The sequence below is a fragment of the Methylohalomonas lacus genome (assembly GCF_024808875.1).
GTDB classification, from domain to species: Bacteria; Pseudomonadota; Gammaproteobacteria; order Methylohalomonadales; family Methylohalomonadaceae; genus Methylohalomonas; species Methylohalomonas lacus.
In genome coordinates this window covers 48,113-64,972 of sequence record NZ_JANUCT010000010.1, presented here as the reverse complement: position 1 = coordinate 64,972, position 16,860 = coordinate 48,113, and the positions used below count along the sequence as shown (strand labels likewise).

The window sequence follows — 16,860 nt, the reverse complement described above, 5'->3', positions numbered from 1 at the left end:
CGAATCATCGTTGGCCGGCTGCCGGCAGAAAAACCTCGATGATGGCAAAGCGCACGCTGCCGGTTTCGTAAATCGTGCGCCGTGCCCATAGCGACTGCTGCATAGCGCCCAGCAGTTCGCTGATACGCTGCTGGATCGGACTGTTGCCGTCCAGGCAGGCGTAATCCCGACGCAGCTGACGGATCGGCAGACGTCCGGGCGCACCGAATAATAACGCCCCCAGTGGCCGCCGGCCGATGGTCAGGAAACGCCGGGCGGCGCCACGCAACGCCCGTGGTGGCAGCAGCGTGCGTGCATACAGTAACGGCTGTGTGCCACAGCCGATGCTGACCTCGCGCACCAGCGCGTAACGGCCTGCGGTCAGGTCCAGCAACAGCTGTTCACTGCGCCAGGGATGCTGCCATTGCTGGTTCAGCAGTTTCAGTTCCAGCGTGCCGCCGCACCGCCGCCGCAGTCGCCGGGTGAGCGAGCCGGATGCGAACAGCAGGCTGCGCAGGTCCGGGTCGTAGGGTTCGGGGCCAAGCTGTCGGCGCGCGCGCCAGTGGTTGTTCAGCAACTGCATTATGGTACCTGCGCCATCCTCTAGACCTGGCTGTAACCCTGGCTGGCATGCTGCCAGCGCGCGATCAAAGCATCAATTTTATCAGGGTTATGGCGGCTGAGCTGTTCGGCGGCGCCATGCAGCAGCGGAATCAGCTGTTGATCGCGGCCGAAGTCGGCGATGCGCAGGCTCGGCAGGCCGGTCTGGCGGGTGCCCATGAGTTCGCCCGGGCCACGCAGTGCCAGGTCGCGCTCGGCGATGACGAAGCCGTCCTCGCTGGTGCGCATGACTTCCAGCCGGGCGCGGGCCAGATCGCCCAGCGGCGCCCGGTACAGCAGCACGCAGTCGCTGCGCCTGCTGCCGCGACCGACCCGGCCGCGCAGCTGGTGCAGCTGGGCCAGGCCCATGCGCTCGGCATTCTCGATGATCATCAGGCTGGCATTCGGTACGTCGACGCCGACCTCGATCACGGTGGTCGCAACCAGCAGATCGATATCGCCGGCCTTGAAGGCATCCATGACGGCTGCCTTGTCGCCGGCTTTCAGGCGGCCGTGGATCAGGCCGACACGCACGCCCGGCAATTGTTCGGTCAGCAGTTCGCTGGTTTCGGTCGCCGCCTGGTAGTCGAACGTATCCGACTCCTCGATCAGGGGACACACCCAGTAGACCTGCCGGCCCTCGCGGCAGGCGGCGCTAATGCGCTCGATCAGATCGTCACGCCGGCTTTCGGCAAGCACGACGGTATTCACCGGCTGCCGGCCGGGCGGCAGTTCGTCGATGATCGACACGTCCAGATCCGCGTGCAGCGACATTGCCAGCGTGCGCGGGATCGGCGTGGCCGTCATGATCAGCTGGTGCGGACTCATGTCTTCGGCGACGCCCTTTTCCAGCAGGGCCAGGCGCTGATGCACGCCGAAGCGGTGTTGCTCGTCGATGATCACCAGTCCCAGGCGATGAAACGCCACGGTTTCCTGGAACAGCGCGTGGGTGCCGATGACGACGCTCGCCGCGCCAGTCTCGATGGCCTGTAACGCCTGGTCGCGGTCGGCGCGTTTCAGTCGGCCGGTCAGCAGTACCGGGGTGCAGTCGAGGGCCTCGAGCCAGCCGCAGAGATTGCGAAAGTGCTGCTCGGCGAGCAGTTCGGTCGGCGCCATGATAGCCACCTGCCAGCCGCTGTCGATCGCCAGCAGGGCGGCGGCGGCGGCAACCACGGTCTTGCCGGAGCCGACGTCGCCCTGCAGCAGCCGTAGCATGGGATAGGCATTGGCCAGGTCGGTCTCGATCTCGCCGATCACGCGCTGCTGTGCGCCGGTCGGCGTGAACGGCAGCTGCGCGAAGAAACGCGTTAGCAGATCGCTGTGCCGGGTCAGTGGCGGCGCCGGACGCTGCTGTTGCTGGTGGCGTTGCCGGCGCTGGCTCAGGTGGAAGGCCAGCAGTTCCTCGAAGGCCAGCCGTTGCTGGGCCGGGTGCGTGCCCGCTTCCAGCGCTGCCGTGTCGGCGTCCGCCGGCGGCTGGTGCACGGTCTGCAGCGCCTGCAGCAGGTCGGGATAGTCGAGCCGTTGCAGCAGTTCCGCCGGCAGGTAATCCGGCAGCAGTTCGGGCTTGCGCGTGACGCAGTCCAGCGCGGCACTGGCAATGCGCCGCAGCAGCGGCTGGTTGACGCCCTCGGTGGCCGGGTAGATCGGCGTCAGGGTGTCGGCCAGCGGCGGACTGTCGTCGCCTTCGAGGCGCTGGTACTCGGGGTGAATGATCTCGAGCATCTGCGGCCCGGCACGCACACTGCCAAAACAGCGCAGGCGGTTGCCGGCTTCCAGACCGGCCTGCTGCGACTTCGAGAAATGGAAAAAGCGCAGCAGGATGGCGCCGGTGTTGTCCGACAGCCTGACCAGCAGGCTGCGCCGGCGGCCGAACTTCACCTGGGCCAGTTCGATGGTGCCCTCGATCAATACCTCGGTACCGGCCTCGATACGACCGATTGGCGTCAGCCGGGTACGATCCGAATAACGATGCGGCAGGTGAAACAGCATGTCGCCAAGCCGCTCGATGCCGAGCCGCTTGAGCTTGTCCTCCACTCGCGGCCCGACACCCCGCAATTTGGACACCGGCGTCTTCAGCGACACCGTGCCGGTGGCCGGATCAGGCGTCGAGAACGAGAACCGCATCCATTTCCACTTGCGCACCCTTCGGCAGTTCGGCAACACCGATGGCGGCCCGCGCCGGGTAAGGGTCTTTCAGGTATTCGGCCATGATTTCATTGACCAGCGGAAAATGGCTCAGATCGGTCAGATAAACGGTGAACTTGGCCACCTGGTCGAGACTGCCGCCGACCGCAGCGGCAACCGCAGTGAGGTTGTCCAGCACGCGGCGTATCTGGGCGTCCATGTCGCCCTCGATCAGGGTCATGGTTTTGGGGTCGAGCGGAATCTGGCCGGACAGGTAGACGGTATCGCCGATCTGCACGGCCTGCGAATACGGACCGATGGCGGTGGGTGCGGCATCGGTGGAGATGATTTTTCTGGTCATAGCTGATGGCCCTGAAGCAATGGAAATCGAAGCATCATATTAAAAAACTGTCCGCGAATGCACGCCAATAAACGCGAATCTATTTGCATGAACCGGTCCGCAGTTTCACCCGCTCAAGCGAGTTCCTGCAGCAATGGATTCCGGCGCTCCCTGCGGTCGGCTGGAATGACGAAATTCTGGTACCGCGAAGCATCGAAGCCTCGTCATGCCGGAAACCGCACAGCATAAAAAACTTGTCATTCCGGAAACCGCGATTCGCCTTTGGCTCCGGCCTTGAGCCTGAGGGTTATCCGGAATCTGTCCGATTCTGTTCTGTGGACATGCAATGCCTTGCACGAAATCAGTGCCGACTGATGCGTGTGACGTGCTTGATGCCGCGCAGGCGGCGCATGACCTGGGCCAGGTGCTGGCGGTTTTTGACTTCAATCTCGAATTTCAGGGTAGTATAGCGGTCGCCGCGATCGGCCACCTCGACATTGATGATGTTCGCTTCCTGATCCGAGATCGTACTGGCCAGCGTGGCCAGGACACCGCGCTGGTTGGTTACATCAAGCCGTACGCTGGCGAGAAAGTCGCGCTTGATGTCCTTTTCCCATTCGACATTGATCCACTTATCCGGCTGGTTACGGTATTCGGCAATATTCCTGCACGAGCGATTATGCACGACGATACCGCGGCCGGCGCTGACAAAGCCCTGAATCGGATCGCCGGGGATCGGGTAGCAGCAGCGCGGGAAACTCACGACCATACCCTCGGTGCCCTTGATTGATAATGGCCCGGTATGTTTGCCATTGAGGGCATCGGATTCCTGCTCTTCCACGGCGACCAGTTCACGCGCGATCAGCAGCGGCATCAGATTACCGAGCCCGATTTCTTCCAGCAGCATGGTCTCGCTGTCGAGCTTGTGCTGTTTGAGGACTGCATCGAACTGTTCCGGGCTGATGTCGTCGACGGTCTTGCCGAGTGACTCGATCTCGCGGTTCAGCAGTCGCCGGCCCAGCGTGCTGGCCTCGGTGCGCTGCATGTTCTTCAGGTAATGGCGGATGTTCGAGCGTGCCTTGGCGGTAACGACGAAGTTCAGCCATGCCGGGTTCGGGCGCGCGCCGGGGGCAGTAATGATCTCGATGGTCTGGCCGGTCTGCAGCTGCGTGCTCAGCGGTGCCAGGCGCTTGTCGATGCGCACACCGACGCAGTGATTGCCGACGTCGGTGTGGATGTTGTAGGCCATGTCGACGGCGGTCGCGCCTTTTGGCAGTTCCATGATCTCGCCCTTGGGCGTGAACAGGTAAACCGCGTCGGGGAACAGGTCGACCTTGACGTTTTCCAGGAACTCTTCCGGGTCGCCGGCAGTGCGGTGCATTTCGAGAATGCCGCGCAGCCATTCGCGCGCCCGCTTGTGGGCATTGCTGGCATCGCGGCCGCCGCCGGACTTGTACAGCCAGTGTGCGGCGATGCCGGCCTCGGCGACGTCGTCCATGTCCTTGGTCCGGATCTGCACCTCGATATGTACGCCGTAGGGACCGAACAGCACGGTATGCAATGACTGATAGCCGTTCGACTTCGGGATCGCGATGTAGTCCTTGAATTTGCCCGGTACCGGTTTGTACAGGTTGTGCACGGTACCGAGTACGCGATAGCAGGTATCGACTGCCTCGACGATGATGCGAAACGCGTAAACGTCGTAGACTTCATTGAACGACAAATGCTTGCTGCGCATCTTCTGGTAGATGCCATAGAGATGTTTCTCGCGGCCGAATATCTGCGCCGGGATCTTTTCCTGGCGCAGGCGCCGGCGCAGGGCGGTGCGGATCTTGTCGACGATCTCCTTGCGGTTGCCACGCGCCTTGCGCACTTGCTCCGACAGTACGCGGTAGCGCATCGGGTACAGTGCCTGGAAGCCGAGCTCCTCCAGTTCCAGGCGCACCTTGTTCAGGCCCAGTCGCTGCGCAATCGGGGCGTAGATTTCGAGCGTTTCACGGGCAATGCGCCGGCGCTTGTCGGGGCGCAGCGAGCCCAGCGTGCGCATGTTGTGCAGGCGATCGGCAAGCTTGACCAGAATGACGCGGATGTCATTGGTCATCGCCATCATCATCTTGCGGAAATTGTGTGCCTGCGCCTCGGCGTGGCTGTCGAAATGGATCTGCGTCAGCTTGCTGACGCCGTCGACCAGTTCGGCGATTTCCTTGCCGAACTTGCGGCTGATCTCGTCCTTGGCGGTGGGGGTGTCTTCGATGACGTCATGCAGGATCGCCGCGACGATAGTCTGGTGATCCATGTGCATCTCGCCGAGGATGTGGGCAACGGCGAGCGGATGGTGGATATACGGTTCGCCACTCTTGCGCTGCTGGCCCTCATGGGCCTTGGCGCCGAACTGGTAGGCGCGCTGGATCTTCTCGACCTGTTCGGGCTTGAGGTAGGTGCTGATCAGATTCGATAGATCGGTGATCTGATACATGGCTAATCGATAACCGGCACAGCCGCCGGGGTCGGGTCGTAACCACGGCAGCCGCGGTGATTACGGGAACAGTGGAGAACGACAGCGCCGCGGTGCGTCACGGGTACGACGCTGTCGACAGATTCAGGCCGGCGGCAGCGCGTATTCCTCTTGCTCGTCGCTGTTGTCGTCGTCGATATTGGCATGAGAACCGATTTCATCGATGTTCTCCTCGGTGATCAAGCCCTCGGCAATCTCGCGCAGGGCAATGACGGTCGACTTGTCACCGTCCTCTTCCACCATCGGCGGCAGGCCCATGGACAGCTGGCGGGTACGCCGGGCGGCCAGTAGCACCAGCTCGTAGCGGTTGTCGAGTTTGTCCAGGCAGTCTTCTACGGTCAGTCTTGCCATGATTAAGCATCCTCTCTGATGGGGCGTTGGGCCCCTGTATGGCGAAATAAATCCAGATTTGACGTCAAGCCGGCGCCGGGTCGGTCCTGTCGGAAAGGCGCCTGCGCGGGCGCTGGCCGGACGGCCAGACTTGGCGGTTGTTGGTCAATACTGGGGATTTTACTGAATCTGGCGCGCCTGTGCTATCAGTCCCTGGATAAACTCGTCCAGGGCCGGGCGCCGGCACTCGCTGCGCAGGCGCGCTGCCGTGACGATGGTGCACAGATCGGCCACTGCCTGCTCGAGGTCGTCATTGATGATCAGGTAGTCGTATTCGTGGTAGTGCGACAGTTCGTCGACCGCCTCGGCCAGGCGCCGGGCAATGGTCTGTTCGTCCTCGCGGCCGCGGTCGTGCAGGCGCTGGACCAGGCTGTCGTAGCTGGGCGGGGCTATGAAAATGCTGATGGTGTCGCTGATGCGGCGGCGTACCTGCTGCGCGCCCTGCCAGTCGATCTCGAGAATGACGTCATGACCGTTGTTCAGCGCGCTTTCGACCGTGGCTTCGGCGGTACCGTAGTGGTGGTCGAATACCTGCGCGTGTTCGAGGAAGCGATCGGCCGCAACCATGCTCCGGAATTTTTCCGCGTCGACGAAGAAGTAGTCGACCCCATCGGTTTCGCGCGCCCGTTGCGGCCGGGTCGTGTGCGACACCGAGACATTAATATTGTCCAGGCTGGCGGTCAGCCGGCGCACCAGCGTGGTCTTGCCGGCGCCGGATGGCGCCGAGACGATGAACAGCAGGCCGCGGCGCTGCTGGGAGTTGAGTACGGCGGTGGTCATCGGCTATTCGATGTTCTGGATCTGCTCGCGCATCTGTTCGATCAGCACCTTCAGTTCAACCGAGGTGTTGCTGTAATCCATGTGCGCGGTCTTCGCGCCGAGGGTGTTGGCCTCGCGGTTGAGCTCCTGCATGAGAAAATCGAGCCGCCGGCCGACCTGGCCGCCCTTGCTCAATATATTGCGGATTTCCGCGATATGCGTGTCGAGCCGGTCGAGTTCCTCGCTGACGTCGAAGCGCTGGGCCAGCAGCAGCAGCTCCTGGTCGAGGCGGTCGCGCTCGATCTCGACACGCAGTTCCTCGGCTTTCTTGACCAGGCGTTCGCGCAGGCCGGCAATGATCTCCGGCAGCCGGCCGCGCAGTTCCGCCACCATGCCGGTGGCGGTGGCACAGCGCTCCTCTATCAGTGCGGCGAGTTTGGCGCCCTCGCGCTCGCGGGTGTCGACCACCTGGTCAAGGGTGGTTTCCAGCAGGGCCAGCAAGGGTTTGCCGAGTGCTTCCGGGTCCGGTGGCTGGCGCTGGATGACGCCCGGCCAGCGCAGCACGTCGATCGCGGTGACCGGTTCACTGGCCGGCAGCTTGCCGTTGATCGTGGCACAGGCCTGGATGAGCTTGTCGGCCAGGGCTGCGTTAATGCAGAGTTCACTGTCGGCGGTTTCCTCGGTTTCGAAACGCAGATAGCAGTCGATCTTGCCGCGGCCGAGGCGGGCGTTGATCCTTTCGCGCACCGCCGTCTCCAGCACGCGCAGATCCTCGGGCAGGCGCATGCTGACTTCCAGATAGCGATGATTGACGGAGCGGATTTCCCAGACGGCGCGTCCCCAGTCGCCCTGGTCCTCGGCACGCCCGAAAGCGGTCATGCTGGCAACCATAATCCTTGTTCCCTGTTGAAATTATTATTGAGGCCGCGTGACCGTACCGCGGCCGGATCGGCCCGGTCAGCGCCTTTCAAGTCGGGCATTCTGTGGTCTGACGGGCGAAATGTCCATTGAGCCGACGCCGGCAACGGCCATAGTCGTTATAATGCGCGTTTATCTAACCTGGAGAATTTCATGCGTCCAAGCGGAAGAGCGCCCAACGAGCTGCGGGCCGTCAAACTGACCCCCGAATTTACCTGTCATGCCGAGGGGTCGGTATTGATCGAGTTCGGCAACACCAAGGTGATCTGTAACGCCTCGCTCGACAGCGGCGTGCCGCCGTTTCTCAAAGGCAGCGGCCAGGGCTGGATCACGGCCGAATACGGCATGCTGCCGCGCTCGACCAACAAGCGCATGCGCCGCGAGGCGACACAGAACAAGCAGGGTGGTCGCACGGTCGAGATTCAACGCCTGATCGGCCGTTCCCTGCGCGCCGCGGTGGACCTGAAACAGCTCGGCGAAGTGACGATCGTCATCGACTGCGACGTTATCCAGGCTGACGGCGGCACGCGTACCGCCGCGATCACCGGCGGCTATGTCGCGCTGATGCAGGCAATCAACAATGCCCGCGCGCGCAAGATCATCAAGACCGTACCGGCAACCAGCGCCATCGCTTCTATCTCGGTCGGCATCTGTAACGGCGAACCGGTGCTGGATCTCGACTACGACGAGGATTCCACCGCCGAAACCGACATGAACGTGATCATGAACGACGCCGGCCATTTCATCGAGATCCAGGGCACCGCCGAGGGCCATCCGTTCAGCGACAGCGAGCTGGCCCGCATGCTGGAGCTGGCGCGTCACGGCATCGGCGAACTGTTCAGCAAGCAGCGCGAAGTGATCGGGCCGGGTTGAACATGACACGCGTGGTACTGGCGAGCGGCAATCCCGGCAAGCTGCGCGAGTTCGGCGAGTTACTGGCGGATGTCGGTCTGCAGGTGGTGCCGCAGTCGCAGCTCGGCATCGATACGGCGGCCGAAACCGGCCTGACATTTATTGAAAACGCCCTGCTCAAGGCGCGGCACGCCGCACGTGAAAGCGGACTGCCGGCACTGGCCGATGACTCGGGCATCAGTGTTGATGCCCTCGACGGCGCGCCGGGCATCTACTCGGCGCGTTACGCCGGCGCTGGCGCAGGTGATCAGGCCAACCTCGACAAGCTGATCGCGGCCCTCCGTGACGTGCCCGCGGACCAACGCACGGCCCACTACTACTGCGTCATCGTTTATCTACAGCACGCTGCGGACCCGACGCCACTGGTGGCGACCGGCCGCTGGCACGGTCACCTGATCACTGACCCGCGTGGTGGCAACGGCTTCGGCTACGATCCGATCTTCTACGTGACGGGCGAGGATTGCACGGCGGCGGAACTCGAGCCGGCACGCAAGAACCAGCTGAGCCATCGCGGCCAGGCGCTGCGCGCGTTGCTGGCCCAGTTGCGCGACGCTCATGGCTGAATTCGGGCAACCGCTGCCGCTGTCGCTGTACGTTCACATTCCCTGGTGCGTGCGCAAATGTCCGTACTGCGACTTCAACTCACACGAGCTGCGCGGCGAACTGCCGGGCGGCGACTATGTCGACGCGCTGCTGCGTGATCTCGATTACACGCTTGACCGCAGATCACAGCCGCCGCTGCAGAGCATTTTCATCGGCGGCGGCACGCCGAGCCTGCTGCCGGCCGACAACATGGCGCAGTTGCTCGACGGCATTGCCGCGCGCCTGCCGCTGGCCGATGACTGCGAGATTACCCTGGAAGCGAATCCCGGCACGGTCGAGGCGGCGCGTTTCCGCGATTTCCGTGCCGCCGGCATCAATCGCCTGTCGCTCGGCGTGCAGAGTTTTGCCGATGAACAACTGCGAAAACTCGGCCGCATTCACGACGCCGCCGAGGCCCGGCGGGCTATAGCCACGGCCGCCGACGCCGGCTTCGACAACTTCAATATCGATCTCATGTTCGGTCTGCCGGAACAAAGTGTGGATGCGGCGCTGGCGGACCTGGAACAGGCGTTCGCCTGCCAGCCGCGGCACATTTCCTGGTACCAGCTGACCATCGAGCCGAACACGGTGTTCTACAAGCAGCCGCCGGTATTGCCGGACGATGAAAATCTGTGGGCGATGCAGTGTGCCGGCCAGCGCCTGCTGCGCCAGCACGGTTACGACCAGTACGAGGTTTCGGCCTACGCCCGCGCCGGCAGCCAGTGCCGGCACAACCTGAACTACTGGCGTTTCGGCGACTATCTCGGTATCGGTGCCGGGGCACATGCCAAGCTGACCGATGTCGACGCGGGCACGATCCGGCGCCAGGCGCGCCACCGCCTGCCGGCCGCCTACCTGCAGAAAGCCGGTACGGCCGGTGTCATCGCCGATGATCGGCGGCTCGATACGGACGACGCCGTGTTCGAATTCATGCTGAATGCGTTGCGGCTCGAACGCGGCGTGCCCGTGTCACTCCTGCGCCGGCATGCCGGCGTGACCGAAGCCGATATCGCGGTGGCGCTGGACAACGCCCGCCGCCTGGGCCTGCTGCGCCGCGATCGCCGGCGGCTGCAGCCAACCGCGCGCGGCCGGCGTTATCTCAATGACCTGGTCGCCCTGTTCCTGCCGGACAATGATGCTGTTGCAGTCCATGGCTGACGCAGCAGTAAAATCCGTCATGCAAACCCCTATGCAAACAATGGTACTGGAGACCATCGGTGAGCCGCTGGTGGCGCAGACCCGGCCCGTGCCGGAACCCGCCGCCGGCCAGGTGCTGATCCGGGTCGACGCCTGCGCCGTCTGTCGCACCGACCTGCATGTCGTCGACGGTGAATTACCCGGGATACGCACACCGATTGTGCCCGGGCACGAGATCATCGGTCGCGTCGCCAGGCTGGGACAGGGCGTGACGGTGCTGGCTGTCGATGACTGCGTCGGCGTGCCGTGGCTGGGCTGGACCTGCGGCGAATGTCGCTACTGCCGACGCGGCCAGGAAAACCTGTGCGAGCGCGCGCGTTTCACCGGTTACCAGATCGACGGCGGCTACGCCGAATACGCGCTCGCCGAGGCCGGCTACGTGCTGCGTTTCGATCAGGTCGTTGACCCGGTCGCCACGGCGCCGCTGCTGTGCGCCGGGCTGATCGGTTATCGCTCATTGCGCATGACCGGCGATGCGCAGCGGTTGGGCCTGTACGGTTTCGGTGCTGCCGCCCACATCGTCGCGCAGATCGCATTGCACCAGGGTCGCGAGGTGTATGCCTTCACCCGGCCGGGGGATACGGCAAGTCAGGATTTTGCCCGCCGCCTCGGCGCGCACTGGGCCGGTGATTCGGACCAGTTGCCGCCGCAGCCGCTGGATGCGGCGATACTCTACGCGCCGGTCGGTGCGCTGGTGCCGGCGACCCTCCGGGCGGTGGATCGCGGCGGGATCGTTGTCTGTGCCGGCATTCACATGAGCGAGATCCCGGCGTTCGCCTACGAGCTGCTGTGGCAGGAACGGCGTGTGCAGTCGGTGGCCAATCTGACGCGTGATGACGGTGCGGCTTTCCTCGACCTGCTCAAGGAAGTCGCCGTGCATACCGAAACCCGCCGCTATGCGCTGAATGAGGCCAACCGCGCGCTGGACGATCTGCGCCATGGCCGCTTGCAGGGCGCGGCCGTGCTGGTGCCCTGAGTCGGGACACAAAAAAGCCCGCCGCGTCCGTGGACGGGGCGGGCCGAATGCTGGCAGGCCAGCGGCGGCGATCAGTTCAGCTGATCTTCTTCACCGATTTCCCACTCTTCCACCTGGACCTCGACGATTTTGCCGGTGACGGCGGAAACCTCGATCTTCCATTCGGTGCCGTCGCTATCGACGATGTCGAATTCATAGGACGGGTCGCCGTTGGCCTCGATCTCGTACTCGACTTCTTTAACCGTGCCCGGATACAGATCGGTGGCGGTCTTCTTGGCGTCAGCCTCGGATACCTTCATGCTCTTGTTGAACAGCGGATCCTCGGCACTGTCCACCTCGCGTTCCATTTCCAGGATGCGGGCGTCCTTGGCGCTGCACTCGAATTCCCATTCGTTGCCGTCGGCGTCACGGACTTCCACTTCATAGGCCGGTACGCCCTCGTCGGTGAATGACAAGTACTCGACCTTGACGAAATCGCCGGGTTTGATCTTGCTGACGGTCTTCAGGCATTTTTCCAATCCGCCCTTGCCGTGGCCGGCGAGCGCGTTGCCGCTGAAGCCGAGCACGCCGAGCAGCAGAATCGGTACAATGATGGTGATACGGTTAATCATGCGGAACCTCCTTGGGGGTCTCACTAAATTGTAGACCATCATAACTGATGCTGCAGCGCAGTAATACAGGAAAAAATACTGGTTTTTCAAAGGATAAATTCCCAGCCACGAAGTAATCCATGTCCTGTTCAACAGAGGTTCAACAAGTGACCGACAGCCTGGAGGCGACCATTACCGGTCGCCGGACCATTCATAACTTCCGCCCCGAGCCGGTGCCGGATGAGCTGCTGATCGCCGGTCTGCAGGTGGCCTGCTGGGCGCCAAACCACCGCATGAACGAGCCTTGGCACTTCTATCTGCCGGGGCCGCAGACGCGCGAGGCCATCTGTCAACTGAATGCCAGACAATTAGCCGAAACCAAGGGCGATGCCGCGGCGGCGAAGAAGTTGGAACGCTGGCGCAGCATGCCGGGCTGGCTGGTGGTGACCGCCGAGCGTGCCGTCGATCCGGTGCGTGACCAGGAAAATTACGCCGCCTGCTGCTGCCTGATCCAGAACCTGGCGTTATACCTGTGGGAAGCCGGCGTGGGGCTGAAATGGTCCACCGGAGAGGTCGTGCGTGATCCGCGTTTCATGGAACTGCTCGGCAGCGACCTGGCCAGCGAGCAGGTGGTCGGTCTGTTCTGGTACGGCTATCCCGACGAGGTGCCCGAGATGAGTAAACGGCCGGCTAGCGAGAGTCTGACCCGGCTGCCCTGACAGTCAGTCAAAACGCCAGCGCAGGTAGTCGGCAAGTGCCCGGCGTTGCCAGCAACAGTTGCGGCCGGATAACGCCTGTTGCTGTTTCAACAGGTTGACGCGCAATTCCAGCCATTGTTCTTCCCGTTCATTCATGCGTCTGCCTCCCGGTGGTCTGCATCTTCAGGATGCCGCCCACAGTGCCAGGCCTGCATGACTCTGGGATGACCACCGCGTTAAGCGCGGATGAAGCCGGCTTTCCAGATATTGTGGTTGTGTCAGGGTTCTGGCCCAGCAATCTTCATATTCCTGTCACACGCCGGGCATGAATTCGTCATCTGTGTTCGTAATACTCGCCGCCAGGTTTAGACCCGAAGGCCACGGCATGACAAGCGTACACAGAATGAAGCCGACATATTATAGAACCATCTTCATATCCGACGTGCATCTCGGATTTTCCGGCTGCAGCGCGCAGTATCTGCTCGACTTCCTGCGTTCGACCCGTTGCGACACGCTGTATCTGGTCGGCGATATCATCGATATCTGGCAGATGAAAAAACGCCTGTACTGGCCCCAGGCACACAACGACGTTGTGCGCACGATCCTCGGCAAGGCCAAGCACGGCACGCGCGTCATCTTCGTGCCTGGCAACCACGACGAAGTGCTGCGCGATATGGACGGTACTGTGCTCGGCAACCTGGAAATCCGCAACGAGCACATTCATACCACCAAGGACGGCAAGCGTCTGCTGATACTGCATGGCGACAAGTTCGACGCGGTCGTGACCTCGTCGCGGACTACCGCGCTGATCGGTAGCGCCCTGTATGAGCTGCTGCTCAAGGCCAATACCTGGGTGAACTACGTACGCCGGAAGCTGGGCTTTTCCTACTGGTCGCTGGCAGCGGTGCTCAAGCACAGGGTCAAGCAGGCGGTCAGCTACATCAGTAACTTCGAGGAAGCGCTCGCCTACGAGGCCAAGCGTCAGAAGGTCGATGGCCTGGTCTGCGGCCATATTCACCGTGCCGAGATCACGCACATCGACGATATGCTGTATCTCAACTGCGGTGACTGGGTGGAAAGCTGTACCGCGCTGACCGAGGCTCACGACGGCTCGCTGGAGCTGATTCACTGGACCGATGAGGTCGAGTCACTGAAACGCCTGAGTGTTGCCGCCTGATTGATCGTTCCGTCAACGCCATGAGAATTGCCATTGCCACCGATGCCTGGCTGCCCCAGGTCAATGGCGTCGTGCGCACGTATGAAAACACCACGCGGGAACTGCGCGAACTTGGTCATGACATCTGTCTGCTGACGCCGGCGACTTTCCACACCGTGCCATGCCCGACCTATCCGTCGATACGCCTGGCGATCAACCCGGGGCCGCGTTTGCGGCGCACGCTCGAAGCCTTCCAGCCCGACGCCATTCATGTCGCGACCGAGGGGCCGCTGGGCCACGCCGCGCGCCGTTATTGCCTGAAAAACGAACTGCCGTTCACGTCGTCGTTTCATACGCAGTTTCCCGAATATATCCGCATGCGCGCGCCGATTCCGCTGGCCTGGTCCTACGCCTACATGCGCCGGTTTCACGGCCCGGCCACGCGCACGCTGGTGCCGACCGAGTCGCAGCGCCAGCGTCTGCTTGAACGCGGTTTCAGCAACGTCGTGACCTGGTCGCGCGGTGTCGATACGAACATCTTCAGACCTTCCGCCGACAAATCATTCCTGCCGCAACCGCGACCGATCTTCATGTACATGGGTCGTGTGGCAGTGGAAAAGAACATCAACGCGTTTCTGGATCTGGAACTGCCGGGCACGAAGGTCGTCGTCGGCGATGGCCCGGATCGACAGAAGCTGGGTGAACAGTACCCGGACGTGGTGTTTAGCGGCTACCGATTCGGCGAAGAACTCGCGCGCTATCTGGCGGCGGCGGACGTGTTTGTCTTTCCCAGTCGCACCGACACCTACGGCCTGGTCATGCTCGAGGCGATGGCTTGCGGCCTGCCGGTTGCCGCCTATCCGGTCACCGGGCCCATCGACGTCATCAGCAACGGTGTGACTGGCGTAATGAACGAGGACCTGCGCGCAGCCGCTCTGCAGGCGCTACAGCTCGACCCGCAGGACTGCATCGACTTCGCACATTCGCGCTCATGGCGTTACTGCGCCAAGGGCTTTGCCGACAACCTCGATCCGTTCAATGCGCCGCCGCAGGATCAGGACAATCCGGTCACGCAGATCACGCTCTGAACAGACAGCTAATGTCGGTACTGCAAACCAGTCCGTTCCGCCTTTCCAGCCAGCCCGTACAGGATGGTTGGTGCGCCGTGCTGAGAAATGCACTCTACCGCGGTGTCGAAGCGGCCAGCGGGCTGGCCGAGCTCGATGCAATCTATCGTGGCAACGACTGGCCGCGACAGCCGCGCGCCTTTTGCGAGCAGGCGTTGCGACTGCTGCAGATCGACTACCGGGTTAACCCGGCAGAGCTCGATCATGTCCCGCGCACCGGACCGGCGATCGTCGTCGCCAACCACCCGTTTGGCGGTCTCGACGGCATCATCGCGGCGCATCTGCTTACCGGCATACGCAGCGATTTGCGCATCATGGTTAATTTCCACCTGTGTCGCATCGACGAATTGCGCGAACTGTTCATTCCGGTCGATCCGTACGCCGGCGAGCAGGCGCGTCGCAGCAACAGCAGACCGCTGCGCGAGGCATTGCGCTGGATACGCGAAGGCGGTTGCCTGCTGGTATTTCCCGCCGGAGACGTGGCGCGTTACTCGGTGCCGCAGCGCGGTGTCCGCGAAGTTGCCTGGAATCCGATGATCGGTCGGCTGGTCCGCATGACCGCCGCGCCGGTCGTGCCCGTGCATATCCACGGTCGCAACAGCTGGCTGTTCCAGACGCTCGGCCTGCTGCACCCGCGCGTGCGCACGTTCATGCTGCCGCGAGAATTGCTGAACAAGACGGGCAGGCAGGTTGATCTGCGAGTCGGCCGGCCAGTCAAGTACAGCCGTCTGCAGCGTCTGGATAGCGATGAAAAAGTGACGCGCTACCTGAAGATGCACAATGGCTTGCTGGCTCGGCAATCAGCCGTTGATCGGCAACCGGCGGCGCGCAACCATGTCGATGGTGCAGCGGTGATTGCGGCGACGCCGGCCGATCTGCTGCAGGCCGAGATCGCGCATCTCGCGCCGGATCAGTGTCTGCTGACGCACGGCGACATGCAGGTGTTCATCGCCCGGGCCGCGCAGATGCCATGGCTATTGCAGGAGATTGGCCGTCTGCGCGAGCTGACCTTCCGCGCGGTGGGCGAGGGCACCGGCCGGGCGATCGACCTGGATCACTACGATACCTATTACCAGCACCTGTTCATCTGGCACAGGAGCAGGCGGGAAATCGTCGGTGCCTATCGGCTGGCCCGGGTTGACGATATCGTCAGCCGTCATGGTCGGCAGGGGCTGTACACGCATTCGCTGTTTCGTTATGGCAACCGGCTGCTCGATTACATGGATCCGGCCATCGAACTTGGCCGTTCGTTCGTCCGGCCCGAGTACCAGCGTCACCATACCTCGTTGCTCATGCTCTGGCGCGGCATCTGCAGCTACCTGGCGAACAATCCACGCTACCGTTACCTGTTCGGCCCGGTGACGATCAGCGGCGACTACGACCGGCACTCGCTGTGCCTGCTGGTCGACAGCCTGCGGTTGAACAATGGCCAGCCCGGCCTGCGGGTGAAACCGCGTACGCCGCTGCCGAATCAGCGGCCCGCTTTCCTGGCCGACGAGGATCTGCACTGCGTTAGCGACATCGATCTGGTCTCCGACCTCATCGCCCAGATCGAGGCCGACCACAAGGGCGTGCCCGTTTTGATCAGGCAATACCTGAAGATGGGCGGCAAGTTCCTGGAATTTAACGTCGATCGCGACTTCAACAACGCTGTCGACGGCCTGATTGTTGTCGACATGAAACAGACCGCCCCGCAACTGCTGCAGCAGTACATGGGCCGGGTTGGTGCTGACGCCTACCTCAAATCCTCAGCCACCTCTCGGCACGACTAAACCGTTCAAGCATAGCCGGAGTCAGGCCGCGCCGGCGGCCGGCGCGTCTATGTGTTGAGTGTGTGTATAGCGTTAACTCGGCTCCCGACACGAGTTACTTGGGCATTTTCCGTGTAAAATCGTCCTCAATGTCAGAGGATCATGCAAATACATCGCATTACTATCTGCTAGTTATTATTACCAACGGCCCGCCGATTGCAACGCCGGGAGTATGGTTATGATCGA

The 16,860-nt window shown here is 62.6% G+C and carries 17 protein-coding genes; 8 read left to right on the top strand and 9 right to left on the bottom strand.

Features of this window, described 5'->3' with window-relative positions:
• Nucleotides 1-4 precede the first annotated feature (4 nt).
• From J2T55_RS08290 to J2T55_RS08260, 7 genes are all read right to left on the bottom strand, one after another.
• A complete protein-coding gene (locus J2T55_RS08290; RefSeq protein WP_259055566.1) occupies nucleotides 5-562 on the bottom strand; it encodes a chorismate--pyruvate lyase family protein in 558 nt (185 codons plus the stop codon).
• Nucleotides 563-582: 20 nt separating this feature from the next.
• Nucleotides 583-2,703: an ATP-dependent DNA helicase RecG gene (recG, locus tag J2T55_RS08285; protein ID WP_259055564.1), complete on the bottom strand. Its 2,121-nt coding sequence runs from the start codon at nucleotides 2,701-2,703 to the stop codon at nucleotides 583-585.
• Entirely contained in the window at nucleotides 2,678-3,064 is a 387-nt protein-coding gene (locus tag J2T55_RS08280) for a RidA family protein (protein WP_259055563.1), read from the bottom strand. The genes recG and J2T55_RS08280 overlap by 26 nt, the downstream gene beginning before the upstream one ends.
• 340 nt (nucleotides 3,065-3,404) lie before the next feature.
• Nucleotides 3,405-5,519, bottom strand: a complete 2,115-nt coding sequence (gene spoT, locus J2T55_RS08275) for a bifunctional GTP diphosphokinase/guanosine-3',5'-bis pyrophosphate 3'-pyrophosphohydrolase (protein WP_259055561.1) — start codon at nucleotides 5,517-5,519, stop codon at nucleotides 3,405-3,407.
• Nucleotides 5,520-5,642: 123 nt separating this feature from the next.
• A complete protein-coding gene (rpoZ, locus tag J2T55_RS08270; RefSeq protein ID WP_259055559.1) occupies nucleotides 5,643-5,909 on the bottom strand; it encodes a DNA-directed RNA polymerase subunit omega in 267 nt (88 codons plus the stop codon).
• A 159-nt stretch (nucleotides 5,910-6,068) separates the two neighbouring features.
• Complete coding sequence (gene gmk, locus J2T55_RS08265) at nucleotides 6,069-6,728, bottom strand: guanylate kinase (RefSeq protein WP_259055555.1); 660 nt, start codon at nucleotides 6,726-6,728, stop codon at nucleotides 6,069-6,071.
• Nucleotides 6,729-6,731: 3 nt separating this feature from the next.
• A complete protein-coding gene (locus J2T55_RS08260; RefSeq protein WP_259055553.1) occupies nucleotides 6,732-7,598 on the bottom strand; it encodes a YicC/YloC family endoribonuclease in 867 nt (288 codons plus the stop codon).
• A 180-nt stretch (nucleotides 7,599-7,778) separates the two neighbouring features.
• Between J2T55_RS08260 and rph the strand changes: the two genes are divergently transcribed.
• The 4 genes from rph to J2T55_RS08240 are packed head-to-tail and all read left to right on the top strand — an operon-like array spanning nucleotide 7,779 to nucleotide 11,292.
• Nucleotides 7,779-8,498: a ribonuclease PH gene (gene rph / locus J2T55_RS08255; RefSeq protein WP_259055552.1), complete on the top strand. Its 720-nt coding sequence runs from the start codon at nucleotides 7,779-7,781 to the stop codon at nucleotides 8,496-8,498.
• A 2-nt stretch (nucleotides 8,499-8,500) separates the two neighbouring features.
• Nucleotides 8,501-9,100 carry an RdgB/HAM1 family non-canonical purine NTP pyrophosphatase gene (gene rdgB, locus J2T55_RS08250; RefSeq protein ID WP_259055551.1) on the top strand — a complete coding sequence of 200 codons (600 nt, stop codon included), beginning with the start codon at nucleotides 8,501-8,503 and terminating at the stop codon, nucleotides 9,098-9,100.
• The gene (gene hemW / locus J2T55_RS08245) at nucleotides 9,093-10,277 is read left to right on the top strand and encodes a radical SAM family heme chaperone HemW (protein ID WP_259055549.1); all 1,185 of its coding nucleotides are present in this window, start codon (nucleotides 9,093-9,095) and stop codon (nucleotides 10,275-10,277) included. Before rdgB ends, hemW begins: the two co-directional genes overlap by 8 nt.
• A 31-nt stretch (nucleotides 10,278-10,308) precedes the next feature.
• On the top strand, nucleotides 10,309-11,292 hold the full coding sequence (locus J2T55_RS08240) for a zinc-dependent alcohol dehydrogenase family protein (protein WP_259055548.1): 984 nt from the start codon (nucleotides 10,309-10,311) through the stop codon (nucleotides 11,290-11,292).
• A gap of 71 nt (nucleotides 11,293-11,363) precedes the next feature.
• On the opposite strand, the gene J2T55_RS08235 is transcribed toward J2T55_RS08240, so the two are convergent.
• On the bottom strand, nucleotides 11,364-11,903 hold the full coding sequence (locus J2T55_RS08235) for a PepSY domain-containing protein (protein WP_259055546.1): 540 nt from the start codon (nucleotides 11,901-11,903) through the stop codon (nucleotides 11,364-11,366).
• A 119-nt stretch (nucleotides 11,904-12,022) separates the two neighbouring features.
• On the opposite strand from J2T55_RS08235, the gene J2T55_RS08230 reads away from it, so the two are divergent.
• A complete protein-coding gene (locus tag J2T55_RS08230; RefSeq protein WP_259055544.1) occupies nucleotides 12,023-12,601 on the top strand; it encodes a nitroreductase family protein in 579 nt (192 codons plus the stop codon).
• Between the two features lie 3 nt (nucleotides 12,602-12,604).
• On the opposite strand, the gene J2T55_RS08225 is transcribed toward J2T55_RS08230, so the two are convergent.
• A complete protein-coding gene (locus J2T55_RS08225) occupies nucleotides 12,605-12,736 on the bottom strand; it encodes a hypothetical protein (RefSeq protein ID WP_259055543.1) in 132 nt (43 codons plus the stop codon).
• 247 nt (nucleotides 12,737-12,983) lie between these two features.
• Here J2T55_RS08225 and J2T55_RS08220 point away from each other — a divergent pair, with 247 nt between their 5' ends.
• The 3 genes from J2T55_RS08220 (at nucleotide 12,984) to J2T55_RS08210 (ending at nucleotide 16,635) form a co-directional block, all read left to right on the top strand.
• Nucleotides 12,984-13,757: a UDP-2,3-diacylglucosamine diphosphatase gene (locus J2T55_RS08220; protein WP_259055542.1), complete on the top strand. Its 774-nt coding sequence runs from the start codon at nucleotides 12,984-12,986 to the stop codon at nucleotides 13,755-13,757.
• A gap of 20 nt (nucleotides 13,758-13,777) precedes the next feature.
• On the top strand, nucleotides 13,778-14,824 hold the full coding sequence (locus J2T55_RS08215; protein ID WP_259055540.1) for a glycosyltransferase family 4 protein: 1,047 nt from the start codon (nucleotides 13,778-13,780) through the stop codon (nucleotides 14,822-14,824).
• A gap of 77 nt (nucleotides 14,825-14,901) precedes the next feature.
• A complete protein-coding gene (locus tag J2T55_RS08210) occupies nucleotides 14,902-16,635 on the top strand; it encodes a lysophospholipid acyltransferase family protein (protein WP_259055539.1) in 1,734 nt (577 codons plus the stop codon).
• The last annotated feature ends 225 nt before the right edge of the window (nucleotides 16,636-16,860 follow it).